Here is a 15,342-nt window from a genome sequence, read left to right as displayed (position 1 = left end):
CCAACCCCCGCGCCAGCCGCATAGACTTACGGCCTATGAGTCCCCGATCCCCAGAGCCGCGACAGGGCCGCGCCACCATCCTCGATGTTGCCGCTGCGGCCGGCGTCTCACGGCAGACGGTCACCCGGGCCATGAACGATATGACCGGCATCAGCCAGGCCACTCGGGAACGCGTGCAGCTGATCGCGGCAGAGCTGGGCTACACGCCAAGCCGGTTTGCCAAGGGCCTGGTCCAGGGCGCGAGGACCTCGATAGGCCTGGCCATCCCCGACCTCACTAATCCGTACTTCCCCGCGTTTGCCTCCAGTGTCGTTGAGGCCGCTACGGAGCGGGGGTGGAACGTAGTGGTGGATGATTATGGCCACGGCACAGGTAACGCCCTGGACGCCGCTGCCCGGCTGGCACCCCAAGTGGACGCGCTGATCGGCTACCTCGGGGACCACTCAGTCGCGGCCCAGGCGATGTTGGGCCAGCGGCCTGTCGTTGGGCTCGACGACCCCCAGGCACAGGCAGCCGGCTCGATCTCCTTTGACTACGCCTACGCAGCCCGGCTGGGGCTTGAAAGGCTGGTGGCCCGCGGCTGCAGGAACATCGCTTTCCTGGATTCGGCCCAGGGCGGGAACGCCGCGGGCAGGGGGTCTGCTGTGGCCGCTGCCGCTGAGGAGCGCGGACTTCAGTTGCTGGAGTTTGCGGCGCAGCCCTCCGCAGTTCCTGCCCGGGAAGCCGTCAGCGCACTGCTGGCCGGTAAAGCCGAACTCGACGGACTCCTGGTCTTCAATGACCTGATGGCGGCAGGCGCATTGAAGGCCTTACAAGCCGCTGGACGGGGCGTTCCCCGTGATGTCGCAGTCATCGGGATGGACGGGATACCGCTCGGGGAGCTGGTGTCCCCAGAGCTGACCACGCTCTCCCTCGACCTGCGGTCCGTGGGCCGGGCCGCCGTCGGCCTCCTCGAAAGCCTCTTGTCCCGAGCAGTTGAACCGCACAGCAGTGACTCGGCCCTGGTCCTACGGCACGAACTGGTGGTGCGCCAGTCGGCCTAGGCCGGGCTGATGGGCAACCTCCCCCTACCCTTGAAGGGACCGAGCGGCTAGGCTTGTGGCTGCGCTGCGTGAACGTTCACGTGCGCACTACTTGCCCCCAGCCTTCAAGGAAGTCACATGCCTGTCCAGTCCTCCACAACGGTGTCGAACGCTGTTGCAAGTGATGCCTCCGACGCTGTCCCGCGCAGTTTTGAACTCGGTGCCGGAGGCGTTCTCGAGTTGTCGTCTGTGGCGCCGGGGCGGGGCACGCTCCCTCCCCGGGCCTATCTCGCCAGCGATGCCCCGCGGCTGTCCCTGAACGGCGACTGGCAGTTCCGCCTCAGCCCCGGCATCCGCAGCGCCCCCGCCGAGGGGTGGCAGCTGGGCCAGGATCTGGCCGGCTTCGTGACCCTGCCGGTTCCGTCCAGCTGGCCCATGCACGGGCACGGCGTGCCGGCCTACACAAACATCCAGTTTCCGTTTGCCGTTGAACCCCCGCATGTGCCGGAAGCCAACCCCATTGGCGACCACCTCCTGACGTTCCAGGTTGGCCCTGAGTTCTTCCCCAACGCGTTGCTGCGTTTCGACGGCATCGACTCTGCCGGCACGGTGTGGCTGAACGGCATCGAACTCGGCACCACCCGCGGCAGCCGCCTTGCCCACGAATTCGATGTCTCAGGAATCCTCAGGGAGGGCAGCAACACGCTTGCCGTGCGGGTGGCGCAGTTCTCGGCCGCCAGTTACGTGGAGGACCAGGACATGTGGTGGCTGCCGGGGATCTTCCGGGACGTCACCCTCCAAGCCCGCCCCGCGCACGGCATCGATGATATTTTCGTCCACGCCGACTACGACCCCCTCACGGGCGAAGGCGTCCTGCGTGTGGAGGCGAGCCGGGGCAGAGAGGCGATTGACGCCGTCGTACGCGTTCCCGAACTGGACGTGGAGCTTACGGCCGGCCAGGAGCATCGCTTGCCGGCCGTCGCACCCTGGTCTGCTGAGGTGCCCCGCCTGTATGACGCCACAGTCAGCACCCCGGCCGAAACAGTGTCCCTGCAACTGGGCTTCCGCAGCATCACCATTGAGGATGCGCAGTTCAAGGTGAACGGACAGCGGATTCTGCTCCGCGGGGTGAACCGCCACGAGCACCACCCCCGGCTGGGGCGCGTGGTTCCGCAGGAGGTGATGGAGGCTGAACTCAAGCTCATGAAGCAGCACAACATCAACGCCATCCGCACGTCCCACTATCCGCCGCATCCGGAATTCCTTGCCCTGGCTGACCGGCTCGGTTTCTACGTCGTGCTGGAGTGCGACCTGGAAACGCACGGGTTCGAGAGTGCCGGCTGGGCCCAGAATCCCAGCGATGATCCCCAATGGGAGGCCGCCCTGCTGGACAGAATGCAGCGGACGGTGGAGCGGGACAAGAACCATGCAGCCGTCGTGATGTGGTCGCTGGGCAACGAATCCGGGACCGGCCGGAACCTGGCCGCGATGTCCCGCTGGACCAAGGACCGCGACCCGTCACGCCCCATCCACTACGAGGGCGACTGGTCCTCCCCATACGTTGACGTGTACTCCCGGATGTACGCCAACCAGGCCGAGACTGCACTGATTGGGCAGGGAACGGAGCCGCCACTCGACGATCCGGAGCTGGATGCCCGGCGCCGCGCCATGCCCTTCGTGCTTTGCGAATACGTTCACGCCATGGGCAACGGCCCGGGAGGAATGACCGAGTACCAGGAGCTCTTTGACCGCCACCCCAGGTTGATGGGCGGCTTCGTGTGGGAGTGGCTGGAACACGGAATCACCGTCCCCACGCCCGGCGGCGGCGAGCACTTTGCCTACGGCGGCGATTTTGGTGAGGAAATTCATGACGGTAACTTCGTCACCGATGGACTGGTGGACGCCAACCGCAAGCCCCGGCCCGGCCTCCTCGACTTCAAGCGCGTCGTGGCGCCGCTGCGCATCCAGGTGGCGGGGGATTGGTCCGGCTTCAGCCTCCACAACGGGCAGGATTTCGCGGACACGTCCGCGTTTACCTTCCGGTATGCGGTGGAGGCCGACGGCGAAACGGTCGACGGCGGCACGGTGGAGGTTCCGGTCGTGGCGCCGCAGTCCGGTGCCACGATTCCGTTGCCCTCCAGCTTCCCGCACACGGACGGGCCGGCCGTCCTCACCGTCAGCGCCGTCCTCGCCGCCGCGACGTCCTGGGCCGGCGCCGGCCACGAGATCGCCTGGGGGCAATCGGTGCGTGGAGTCTCACGTGTTGCGGAGCCCCGTGCTGCTGAACTCGTGGCGGCCACTGACGATGAGCTGCGGCTGGGGCCGGCGGTGTTCAGCAGGCTGACCGGAATGCCCACGCGGATCGGTGGCATTGGCGTCGAAAAGCTGGGGCTCTCGCTGTGGTGGCCCCCCACTGACAATGACCTGGGCAGGGAATGGGGCGGCGCTGACCCGCGGCCCCTGGCCGCCCAGTGGCGGGATGCGGGGCTGGACCGGCTCCATGCACGGCTGCTTGGCATCAGCGCTGAACGCACTGCCGACGGCGGGGAGCAGCTCGTCACGAGGACCCGGGTGGGTGCCGCAGACAAGCAATTTGGGGTCCTCGTCGACTACACCTGGACCAGTGACGGGGAATCACTGGCTCTCCGCACGCAAGTGCGGCCGCAGGGATCCTGGGTCAACGCGGGCTTTGAAGTGGAGTGGGCCCGGATCGGCGTCGAACTGGTGCTGGACAGCGAAACGTCGGCGGTGACCTGGTTCGGGCAGGGGCCACACCAGGGATACCCGGATACGGGGCAAGGCACGCGCACAGGATGGTTTTCCATGCCCTTGGGTGACCTCGATGTGGAGTATGCGCGGCCCCAGGAATCCGGTGCGCGCGCCGCCGTCCGATCGGCAGCACTTGAGGTGGGAGGCGCCGCGTTGGACATCGCCGGCGAGCCCTTTGCCCTGACGGTGCGTCCCTACAGCCAGGCCGCACTTAACGAAGCAACGCACCGGCCTGATCTGGCAGCCGACGGGCGGACCTACATCTACATCGATAACGCCATGCGGGGTGTTGGTACCGGGGCCTGTGGCCCGGGCGTTCTCGAGCCGTACCGCCTGTCACCCCGGGATGCCGATTTCACCGTAGTGCTGCGGGTACGTCCGTAGGCCCCAGCGATATGTGAGCCACTGCATACCAGGCAGTTCCGGCCGTTAGAGCGGTTGGGGAGTGCCGATGGCCCTCAGGATCCCCGTGGTTGCGGGGGTTTTGGGGGCCGTCTTTGTGGTTGGGGGGTGGATTTGCGGTGGGGTTGGTGGGCGTGTATTGTTTTCTGAGTCGCCGCCGCTGATGCGGAAAGAAAGCGACCGACCCCCTTCTGAACGGCCTGAAAAACGGTTCGCACTTTGGTGTGTTCCTGGCGGGTGGGGCTGATCATTGTGCGCTTCGTTTCGCTGGTAAGCGGATTTGCGAAGTGGCGAGTGATCGGGTAAGTTTGGAAAGTTGCTCCGGAGCGATCTTGGACCTTTGTGGGTTTGGGTGGTGCCGGGTGTGTCTGTTGTTTGAGAACTCAATAGTGTGCCAAGTTTGTTGATACCAATTGTTTTATTGATTGGTTGTTTTGGCTGTGTTGTCCACCCCGTGGATGGCATGGTTTTTGCAGCTGGTTTCAAATTTTGTGCAGCCTGGTTCCGCGTTATTTCCGTGGTTCTTGGTTGTGTCTGTTTTACTTCAACGGAGAGTTTGATCCTGGCTCAGGATGAACGCTGGCGGCGTGCTTAACACATGCAAGTCGAACGATGATGCCAGCTTGCTGGTGGATTAGTGGCGAACGGGTGAGTAACACGTGAGTAACCTGCCCTTGACTCTGGGATAAGCCTGGGAAACTGGGTCTAATACCGGATATGACTGATCATCGCATGGTGGTTGGTGGAAAGCTTTTGCGGTTTTGGATGGACTCGCGGCCTATCAGCTTGTTGGTGGGGTAATGGCCTACCAAGGCGACGACGGGTAGCCGGCCTGAGAGGGTGACCGGCCACACTGGGACTGAGACACGGCCCAGACTCCTACGGGAGGCAGCAGTGGGGAATATTGCACAATGGGCGAAAGCCTGATGCAGCGACGCCGCGTGAGGGATGACGGCCTTCGGGTTGTAAACCTCTTTCAGTAGGGAAGAAGCGTAAGTGACGGTACCTGCAGAAGAAGCGCCGGCTAACTACGTGCCAGCAGCCGCGGTAATACGTAGGGCGCAAGCGTTATCCGGAATTATTGGGCGTAAAGAGCTCGTAGGCGGTTTGTCGCGTCTGCCGTGAAAGTCCGGGGCTCAACTCCGGATCTGCGGTGGGTACGGGCAGACTAGAGTGATGTAGGGGAGACTGGAATTCCTGGTGTAGCGGTGAAATGCGCAGATATCAGGAGGAACACCGATGGCGAAGGCAGGTCTCTGGGCATTAACTGACGCTGAGGAGCGAAAGCATGGGGAGCGAACAGGATTAGATACCCTGGTAGTCCATGCCGTAAACGTTGGGCACTAGGTGTGGGGGACATTCCACGTTTTCCGCGCCGTAGCTAACGCATTAAGTGCCCCGCCTGGGGAGTACGGCCGCAAGGCTAAAACTCAAAGGAATTGACGGGGGCCCGCACAAGCGGCGGAGCATGCGGATTAATTCGATGCAACGCGAAGAACCTTACCAAGGCTTGACATGAACCGGAAACGCCTGGAAACAGGTGCCCCACTTGTGGTCGGTTTACAGGTGGTGCATGGTTGTCGTCAGCTCGTGTCGTGAGATGTTGGGTTAAGTCCCGCAACGAGCGCAACCCTCGTTCTATGTTGCCAGCACGTGATGGTGGGGACTCATAGGAGACTGCCGGGGTCAACTCGGAGGAAGGTGGGGACGACGTCAAATCATCATGCCCCTTATGTCTTGGGCTTCACGCATGCTACAATGGCCGGTACAAAGGGTTGCGATACTGTGAGGTGGAGCTAATCCCAAAAAGCCGGTCTCAGTTCGGATTGGGGTCTGCAACTCGACCCCATGAAGTCGGAGTCGCTAGTAATCGCAGATCAGCAACGCTGCGGTGAATACGTTCCCGGGCCTTGTACACACCGCCCGTCAAGTCACGAAAGTTGGTAACACCCGAAGCCGGTGGCCTAACCCTTTTGGGGGGGAGCCGTCGAAGGTGGGACTGGCGATTGGGACTAAGTCGTAACAAGGTAGCCGTACCGGAAGGTGCGGCTGGATCACCTCCTTTCTAAGGAGCACCTACGGTTGCTGTCCTGGATGTATGTCCGGTGGTGGTGGTTGTCAGGAGTAATGCCCGTTGCACGGACGAATGTTTCGTGGCGGGTGCTCAAGGGTGGAATATCAACAAATAGCGGCCGCGTGTTTCTTTGTCCTGTTCAGTACGGATCTGCCTTTGGGTGGTCTTGGAACGGTGGGGCGGGGGAGTGGGTGGTTTAGTGTTTGGCACACTGTTGGGTCCTGAGGCAACAGGACCGGGGAGGGCCCTTGTGGGGTTCTTGTCGGTACTTTGTTTCTGGTTTCCCTGCTGCATCGATCATGCATGGTGATCCCTTTGGGGGTTGTGTGTGGGGTGTGTGGTGTGGGGTTGTTGTTTGAGAACTACATAGTGGACGCGAGCATCTTGTATAAGAAGCAATTTCCAAGAATATGAACCTGGATCTGGTTCGTGCGCCTTTGGGTGTGCGGGACGGTTTCTGTGGTTCTCTCGTGAAGTAGTTTTTGATCTTTGTGGTCAAGTTTTTAAGAGCACACGGTGGATGCCTTGGCATTAGGAGCCGAAGAAGGACGTAGGAATCTGCGATAAGCCTGGGGGAGTCGATAACCGGACTGTGATCCCAGGGTGTCCGAATGGGGAAACCCCGCTGAGCGCGCGAGTGACTCGGTGACCCGCATCTGAACACATAGGGTGCGTGGAGGGAACGCGGGGAAGTGAAACATCTCAGTACCCGCAGGAAGAGAAAACAATAGTGATTCCGTTAGTAGTGGCGAGCGAACGCGGATCAGGCTAAACCGTTCCATGTGTGATAGCCGGCGGGCGTTGCATGGTCGGGGTTGTGGGACATTACGTGTCAGTTCTGCCGGGCTGACGGGGTGTGGGTGTGCGTATAGGTGAACGGTCTTGAAAGGCCGGCCAGAGAGGGTGTTAGTCCCGTAACTGTAATGCGTTGCACCGCCTTGTTGATGTATCCCAAGTAGTACGGGGCCCGAGAAATCCCGTGCGAATCTGTCAGGACCACCTGATAAGCCTAAATACTCCCTAATGACCGATAGCGGACCAGTACCGTGAGGGAAAGGTGAAAAGTACCCCGGGAGGGGAGTGAAACAGTACCTGAAACCGTGTGCTTACAATCCGTCGGAGCAGCCTTGTAGTTGTGACGGCGTGCCTTTTGAAGAATGAGCCTGCGAGTTAGTGTTACGTCGCGAGGTTAACCCGTGTGGGGCAGCCGTAGCGAAAGCGAGTCTGAATAGGGCGTTTGAGTGGCGTGATCTAGACCCGAAGCGAAGTGATCTACCCATGGCCAGGTTGAAGCGACGGTAAGACGTCGTGGAGGACCGAACCCACTTCAGTTGAAAATGGAGGGGATGAGCTGTGGGTAGGGGTGAAAGGCCAATCAAACTTCGTGATAGCTGGTTCTCCCCGAAATGCATTTAGGTGCAGCGTTGCGTGTTTCTTACCGGAGGTAGAGCTACTGGATGGCTAATGGGCCCTACAAGGTTACTGACGTCAGCCAAACTCCGAATGCCGGTAAGTGAGAGCGTAGCAGTGAGACTGTGGGGGATAAGCTTCATAGTCGAGAGGGAAACAGCCCAGACCACCAACTAAGGCCCCTAAGCGTGTGCTAAGTGGGAAAGGATGTGGAGTTGCGAAGACAACCAGGAGGTTGGCTTAGAAGCAGCCATCCTTAAAAGAGTGCGTAATAGCTCACTGGTCAAGTGATTCCGCGCCGACAATGTAGCGGGGCTCAAGTACACCGCCGAAGTTGTGGCATTCAAATATTAGCTAAGCCCTTGTGGTTCAGGCGTTTGGATGGGTAGGGGAGCGTCGTGTGGGCAGTGAAGTCGCGGTGGAAACCAGCGGTGGAGCCTACACGAGTGAGAATGCAGGCATGAGTAGCGAAAGACGGGTGAGAAACCCGTCCGCCGAATGATCAAGGGTTCCAGGGTCAAGCTAATCTGCCCTGGGTAAGTCGGGACCTAAGGCGAGGCCGACAGGCGTAGTCGATGGACAACGGGTTGATATTCCCGTACCGGCGAAAAACCGCCCATGTTGAACAGGGGATACTAACTGCCCGAGACCTGCCCGACCGTCCTTTGGACGGAAGGGTTTTGGTGGAGCGCAGGACCTGATCCTGGGAGGCAAGCGTATTAACAGGTGTGACGCAGGAAGGTAGCCGAGCCGGGCGATGGTTGTCCCGGTCTAAGGATGTAGGGCGAGTGGTAGGCAAATCCGCCACTCATGATGCCTGAGATCTGATGGGACCCCCGTTTGGGGGGATTTGGTGATCCTATGCTGCCGAGAAAAGCATCGACGCGAGGTTTTAGCCGCCCGTACCCCAAACCGACACAGGTGATCAGGTAGAGAATACTAAGGCGATCGAGAGAATTATGGTTAAGGAACTCGGCAAAATGCCCCCGTAACTTCGGGAGAAGGGGGGCCCCAACCTTGATGGACACTTGCTGTCCGGAGGGGATCGGGGCCGCAGAGACCAGGGGGAAGCGACTGTTTACTAAAAACACAGGTCCGTGCGAAGTCGCAAGACGATGTATACGGACTGACTCCTGCCCGGTGCTGGAAGGTTAAGAGGACCGGTTAGCCTCACGGCGAAGCTGAGAATTTAAGCCCCAGTAAACGGCGGTGGTAACTATAACCATCCTAAGGTAGCGAAATTCCTTGTCGGGTAAGTTCCGACCTGCACGAATGGAGTAACGACTTCCCCGCTGTCTCAACCATAAACTCGGCGAAATTGCAGTACGAGTAAAGATGCTCGTTACGCGCAGCAGGACGGAAAGACCCCGAGACCTTTACTATAGTTTGGTATTGGTGTTCGGAGTGGCTTGTGTAGGATAGGTGGGAGACGTTGAAGCCCGGACGCCAGTTCGGGTGGAGTCATCGTTGAAATACCACTCTGGTCACTTTGGACATCTAACTTCGGCCCGTAATCCGGGTCAGGGACAGTGCCTGATGGGTAGTTTAACTGGGGCGGTTGCCTCCTAAAAAGTAACGGAGGCGCCCAAAGGTTCCCTCAGCCTGGTTGGCAATCAGGTGTCGAGTGTAAGTGCACAAGGGAGCTTGACTGTGAGAGAGACATCTCGAGCAGGGACGAAAGTCGGGACTAGTGATCCGGCGGTACATTGTGGAATGGCCGTCGCTCAACGGATAAAAGGTACCTCGGGGATAACAGGCTGATCTTGCCCAAGAGTCCATATCGACGGCATGGTTTGGCACCTCGATGTCGGCTCGTCGCATCCTGGGGCTGGAGTAGGTCCCAAGGGTTGGGCTGTTCGCCCATTAAAGCGGTACGCGAGCTGGGTTTAGAACGTCGTGAGACAGTTCGGTCCCTATCCGCTGCGCGCGCAGGAAATTTGAGAAGGGCTGTCCTTAGTACGAGAGGACCGGGACGGACGAACCTCTGGTGTGTCAGTTGTACTGCCAAGTGCACCGCTGATTAGCTACGTTCGGATGGGATAACCGCTGAAAGCATCTAAGCGGGAAGCTCGCTTCGAGATGAGATTTCCATACACTTTATGTGTGAGAGGCCCCCAGCCAGACCACTGGGTTGATAGGCCGGATGTGGAAGCGAGGACTAACGACTCGTGAAGCTGACCGGTACTAATAGGCCAACAACTTACACCACACAGAAAAACACATTCTGCTTGCGTCCACTATGTGGTTCCCAACCAACAACCCCGTTGGCCGGAACCCACAACTGAATAACAACACCACAATGTTGTAACCACACCAGACTTCCCACACCACCCCCAAACAGGGTTGGTGACGGGTCAAAGGGTTACGGCGGTCATAGCGTGGGGGAAACGCCCGGTCCCATTCCGAACCCGGAAGCTAAGACCCACAGCGCCGATGGTACTGCACCCGGGAGGGTGTGGGAGAGTAGGACACCGCCGGACAACCATTACGTAGGGCCCTGACAAAGGAACGTCAGGGCCCTACGACTTTAACCACCACACACCCACCGCGGCACCCACTAGGGAAACCTTCCGGATGCGCCATCAGATAACGCACCTAACACCCCCTGTTAGGTGCACTACCTGATAGGACAACGGCGGTGATTAGGGGGTCCGGCGGGCCGAGGCTGGAAGGTGCCCGCCGGCGTCGTGAGTATCTCAATGCCGCAACGTGACCTGCCAGACTCCGCTGAGGGCGAAAAACCCCCCAATATGCGGTGATTAACCTCAAAAAGTGGCGGAAACACGCGGAATTTGCGGTCCCGAGGGGCGGTAGCTGGTAAGTTTTCGAACAGTGGCCTGCGCGCACACCGCGTGCGGGCTCCGTAACCAGACCGTCCAGGAGGACATCAATGGCTAAGAACCGTAGTGAACTTGTTGCAGAGGTAGCGGGCAAGGCCGGCACCAGCCAGGCAGCCGTCAACACCGTCCTTGACGCACTGTTCGAGGTTTTCGAGACTTCTGTCGCCGCTGGCGAGAAGATCACCATCCCGGGCTGGCTGGCAGTGGAGCGCACCGACCGTGCAGCTCGCACCGGCCGCAACCCGCAGACGGGTGAGACCATCCAGATCGCAGCAGGCCACAGCGTCAAGCTGACCGCCGGCTCCAAGCTGAAGGCTGCCGTCTCCAACAAGAAGTAGGCTTCTTCGCCCGGCGCAACGCCGGAGCAGCTCTGGGAGCGGTGACCTGTGGGTCACCGCTCCTCTTGCTTTAATCCCGTCCCGGACCCACCAGCCGATTCGCCGCACAGCCTGGCGTGGCGGACAATGAAGTGGTGTCTTCTGCCGCAAAACCACGTTCCGCCACGCCTCAGCCCGCTCCCGGGAACGGAGCGAAGGGGATGGGCGGCAATGCCCTGGGAATACCGAAAGGCTGGCAGCTCGCCGGCCTCGCCGCGGTGTTCCTGGCCCTCGTCGCAGCACTGATCTTCTCCGGCGCTGCAGTGACCCGCGGCGTCTCCGATCCCGGCGCACTGGTGCGCTGGGGGCTTCCGATCAGCAAGGCGCTGCACAACGTGGCCGTGGCCACTGTCATCGGCGGCCTGATCTTCGCCGTAGGGATTCTCCCCAAGAGCCTGTCAAAGCGAAGCCGGGACAAAGGCGACGCCGGAGACAAGGACGGCCCGGAACACCCAGCCTTCAGCCGGGCCCTCGCCGTAGCAGCCGCCGCAGGTGCGGTGTGGACCCTGTCCGCTATCGCCGTGCTGGTCCTGACCTACGCGGATGTGGCCGGACAACCACTTTCCGGTGACGCCGAATTCACCCAGGCGCTCGTCTACTTCATGACGGACATCGAGACCGGACGGGCCTGGCTGGCGGTAACGATCATCGCTGCCGTCGTCACTACGGCACTGTTCGGAGTCCGGTCCCTGGGCGGCCTGGCCCTCACCTTGATCCTGGCACTGATCGGCCTCGTTCCCACCGCCCTGATCGGCCACTCGTCCAGTTCCTCGGACCATGAAGGGGCCATCAACTCTCTCGGACTCCACCTGGTGGGTGTGAGCACCTGGGTGGGCGGCATCATCCTGCTGGCATTACTGTCCGGGATCCTCACCGGCCCCAAGGCCGGTGCATCAACGGACATCACCGAGCCCACGCTGCGCCGGTTCTCTACCCTTGCCGGTTTCGCCTTCTTCCTGGTCTTCGCTTCCGGTGTCATTAATGCCAGCATCCGGATCACCAGCTGGGGAGACCTCTTCGGCTCGTCATACGGACAGCTGATCCTTGCCAAGTCCGCCGCCACCCTGGTCCTGGGCGGCATCGGGTTCATGCACCGGCAGTGGGTCATCCCGCAGCTGGGCCGCAAGGGATCCACCATGTCCTCCCGGCGCGTGCTCTGGCAACTGCTCCTCGCCGAACTCCTGGTGATGGGCGCAACCTCAGGTATCGCCGTCGCGCTGGGCCGTTCAGCGCCCCCGCAGCCCACCACGTTTGCACCCGACGCGTCCCCGGCCTTCATCCTGACCGGCTACGAGCTCCCCCCGGAACTGAACGCCAGCCGGTGGCTCACCGAGTGGCGCCTGGACTGGCTGTGGATCGCTGTAGCCCTGTTCGGCCTCGTGGCCTACGTCCTGGGCGTCGCCAAGGTCCACCGCCGCGGGGACAAGTGGCACTGGTTCCGCACCGTCAACTGGATCATCGGCCTCATAGTCCTCACCTACATCACGTCAGGGCCGCCTGCGGTGTACGGCCGCATCCTCTTCTCGGCACACATGGTGGACCACATGGCACTGACCATGGTGGCGCCCATCTTCCTGGTACTCGGGGCACCGGTGACGCTTGCCCTGCGCGCGCTGCCCGCCCGCGGTGACGGCTCGCGGGGCGCCCGCGAATGGATCCTGGTGTTCGTGCACTCGAAGTTCTCCCAGCTGGTCACGCATCCGCTGTTCGCCGCGGCCAACTTTGCGGGCTCGATCGTGATCTTCTACTTCTCCGACCTGTTCGGCTACGCCATGCGCGAGCACGTGGGGCACGAGTTGATGAACCTGCACTTCCTCCTCACCGGGTACATCTTCGTGCTCACCATGATCGGCACCGATCCCCTGCCGCGCCGGGCCCCGTACCCCATGCGGCTGCTGCTGCTCCTCGCCACCATGGGCTTCCACGCGTTCTTCGGCGTCTCCATCATGGGCGGCACCGGGCTGCTCGCAGCGGACTACTTCGGCAACCTGGGCCGCACGTGGGGCCAGTCCGCGCTGGCCGACCAGCAGACCGGCGGAGCGGTGGCCTGGGGCATCGGTGAGGTGCCCACGCTCCTGGTGGCAATCGGCGTCGCGATCATGTGGTCCCGCTCGGACCAGCGGGAGACCAAACGGGTGGACCGCGCGGCGGACAGGAATAACGACGCCGATCTTGCCGCTTACAACGATATGTTTGCCAAATTGGCTGAACGCGATGCCAGGCTGGCTGACCGCAACAAGCTGGAAGGACGCTGATGAGCGAAACCGTACGCACCCATGCCCGTGTCCGGGCCTCCGAACTGTTGGGCCGCAACTGGCTGAACACCGGCGGCAAGACCCTGGACCTCGAAGCCCTCCGCGGCAAGATCGTCCTGCTCGATTTCTGGACCTTCTGCTGCATCAACTGCCTGCACGTCCTGGACGAGCTGCGGCCGCTGGAGGAGCAGTACTCGGACGTCCTGGTGACGGTGGGTGTCCACTCGCCCAAGTTCGAGCACGAGGCCGATCCCGTGGCCCTCGCCGCCGCCGTGGAGCGCTACGAGATCCACCACCCCGTCCTGGACGATCCTGAACTGGACACCTGGAAGGCCTACACCGCCCGCGCCTGGCCCACCCTGGTGGTCATCGACCCCGAGGGCTACATCGTGGCGCACCTGTCCGGTGAAGGCCACGCGGACGGCCTGGCCGTGCTGATTCCCGAGCTGATCGCCGAACACGAGGCCAAGGGCACGCTGCACCGCGGCTCCGGCCCGTACGTGGCCCCCGAGGCCACCTCCGGCACCCTGCGCTTCCCCGGCAAGGCGCTCTTCCTCCCGGCAGGCCGCGGGTCCACGGCTGGGGAGGAAGCGTCCGACGGCGGCGCGGCAGCGGGTGCCGCAGCCAGCGGTTCCGGCGGCAAGGGTTCCTGGCTGGTCACCGATACCGGCCACCACCGCCTCGTGGAACTCGGCACGGACTTCGAAACTGTCCTTGCCACCTACGGCTCGGGCACCAAGGGATACTCCGACGGTCCTGCCGCCGGGGAAGACGCCACCGCACAGTTCAACGAGCCCCAAGGCCTGGTCCTGCTGCCGGAAGACGTGGCAGCTAAGGCGGGCTACGACGTCGTTATTGCCGACTCGGTCAACCACCGCCTGCGTGGACTCTCGCTCACGGACGGCAAGGCACTGACCCTTGCGGGCAATGGCGTGCAGCGGCTCCTGGAAACCGGGCCCGCCCGCGTGGACGAGGACGGTGCCGGCTTCAGCGGGTCCCTGGGCAACGACCCCCTGGACGTCTCGCTGAGCTCTCCCTGGGACGTTGTGTGGTCGCGCAAGCTGAACGCCGTGGTGGTGGCCATGGCCGGCACACACCAGATCTTCAGCTTCGACCCCCTCACCGGCGGCGTGGCCATCGTGGCCGGCAACGGACTGGAAGGGCTGCTGGACGGGCCCGCCCACGAGTCCTGGTTCGCACAGTCCTCAGGCCTGGCCGAGGACGCCGACGGGAACATCTGGGTTGCCGACTCTGAAACGTCGGCGCTGCGTACGCTGGTGATCGACGACGCCGGGACGGTGACCGTGAAGACCGCCGTGGGCAAGGGCCTGTTCGATTTCGGCTTCCGCGACGGTCCTGCGGCCGAGGCCCGGCTGCAGCACCCGCTGGGCGTCACGGTCCTCCCGGATGGCTCCGTGGCCATCGCTGACACCTACAACGGCACCGTCCGCCGGTATGACCCCGCCAACGGCACAGTGTCCACACTGGCCCGCGGACTTGCCGAGCCGTCCGACGTGATTGTGGACGCCACCGGGGCTGCCGGCGCCGAGCCGCTGCTGGTGGTGGTGGAGGCGAACAAGCACCAGCTGGTGTACGTGCCCATTCCCAAGGAAGCGCAGCAGGTGGATGAGGGCGCCTCCCAGACGCAGCGGCCCAAGAGCCCCGTGGCTCCGGGACCGCTGGAACTGACGGTCCGCTTCACCGCCCCCACCGGGCAGAAGCTCGACGACCGCTGGGGTGACCCCACCCAGCTGAAGATCTCCTCCACGCCGCCCGAGCTGCTGGTGTCCGGCGGCGGCACCTCCGTGGGGCTGCTGCGCACGCTGGAGCTCGCCCCGGACGTTCCCGAGGGCGTGCTGCATATTACCGCCCGCGCCGCGGCCTGCGACGGGCCGGAGACCGAGGACGGCGAGATCCCGGACCACGCCGCCTGCCACCTGTACCAGCAGGACTGGGGCATCCCGGTGCTGCTTCAGGCCGACGGCGACACCGAGCTGGTCCTGGACCTCCGCGGCATGGACTGACGCGCCGCCGTCGTCCGTGCCAAAGTGGCCCGGCTTTCGCTCCTGAAGAGCGTAAGCCGGGCCCTTTCCGTTGGACTGGGCTGTGATAGCTGGGCCACTTTGGGAGGGCCGATTGTCCACATAGCTGCGGCAGCACCTCCCCCAGGGGCCGCGGAAGCGGACATCGTTG

5 protein-coding genes and 3 rRNA genes are annotated in these 15,342 nt (G+C 62.4%); all 8 read left to right on the top strand.

The genetic code is table 11. The features are described from left to right. Nucleotides 1–35 precede the first annotated feature (35 nt). The 8 genes from ACP3TD_RS19640 (at nucleotide 36) to ACP3TD_RS19605 (ending at nucleotide 15,173) form a co-directional block, all read left to right on the top strand. Nucleotides 36–1,043 (top strand): LacI family DNA-binding transcriptional regulator, encoded by a 1,008-nt coding sequence (locus tag ACP3TD_RS19640; RefSeq protein WP_426764725.1) that lies wholly within the window; start codon nucleotides 36–38, stop codon nucleotides 1,041–1,043. A 117-nt stretch (nucleotides 1,044–1,160) separates the two neighbouring features. Then, nucleotides 1,161–4,175 carry a glycoside hydrolase family 2 TIM barrel-domain containing protein gene (locus ACP3TD_RS19635; RefSeq protein ID WP_426764724.1) on the top strand — a complete coding sequence of 1,005 codons (3,015 nt, stop codon included), beginning with the start codon at nucleotides 1,161–1,163 and terminating at the stop codon, nucleotides 4,173–4,175. A 562-nt stretch (nucleotides 4,176–4,737) separates the two neighbouring features. Continuing rightward, nucleotides 4,738–6,258 (top strand): 16S ribosomal RNA (locus ACP3TD_RS19630). Nucleotides 6,259–6,760: 502 nt separating this feature from the next. Then, nucleotides 6,761–9,886, top strand: a 23S ribosomal RNA gene (locus ACP3TD_RS19625). 154 nt (nucleotides 9,887–10,040) lie between these two features. Next, a 5S ribosomal RNA gene (gene rrf, locus ACP3TD_RS19620) occupies nucleotides 10,041–10,157 on the top strand. Together the 16S, 23S and 5S rRNA genes form the textbook arrangement of a ribosomal RNA operon. A 410-nt stretch (nucleotides 10,158–10,567) precedes the next feature. Continuing rightward, nucleotides 10,568–10,855, top strand: coding sequence for an HU family DNA-binding protein (locus ACP3TD_RS19615; RefSeq protein WP_015938867.1), 288 nt, complete (start codon nucleotides 10,568–10,570; stop codon nucleotides 10,853–10,855). A gap of 131 nt (nucleotides 10,856–10,986) precedes the next feature. Next, nucleotides 10,987–13,149 carry a cytochrome c oxidase assembly protein gene (locus ACP3TD_RS19610; RefSeq protein ID WP_426767314.1) on the top strand — a complete coding sequence of 721 codons (2,163 nt, stop codon included), beginning with the start codon at nucleotides 10,987–10,989 and terminating at the stop codon, nucleotides 13,147–13,149. Next, nucleotides 13,149–15,173: an NHL domain-containing thioredoxin family protein gene (locus tag ACP3TD_RS19605; RefSeq protein WP_426764723.1), complete on the top strand. Its 2,025-nt coding sequence runs from the start codon at nucleotides 13,149–13,151 to the stop codon at nucleotides 15,171–15,173. The genes ACP3TD_RS19610 and ACP3TD_RS19605 overlap by 1 nt, the downstream gene beginning before the upstream one ends. The last annotated feature ends 169 nt before the right edge of the window (nucleotides 15,174–15,342 follow it).

The organism is Pseudarthrobacter sp. 1G09 (assembly GCF_050038305.1).
GTDB classification, from domain to species: Bacteria; Actinomycetota; Actinomycetes; order Actinomycetales; family Micrococcaceae; genus Arthrobacter; species Arthrobacter equi.
The sequence above is the reverse complement of the archived record's forward strand: the minus strand, read 5'-3'. Positions and strand labels throughout refer to the sequence as shown.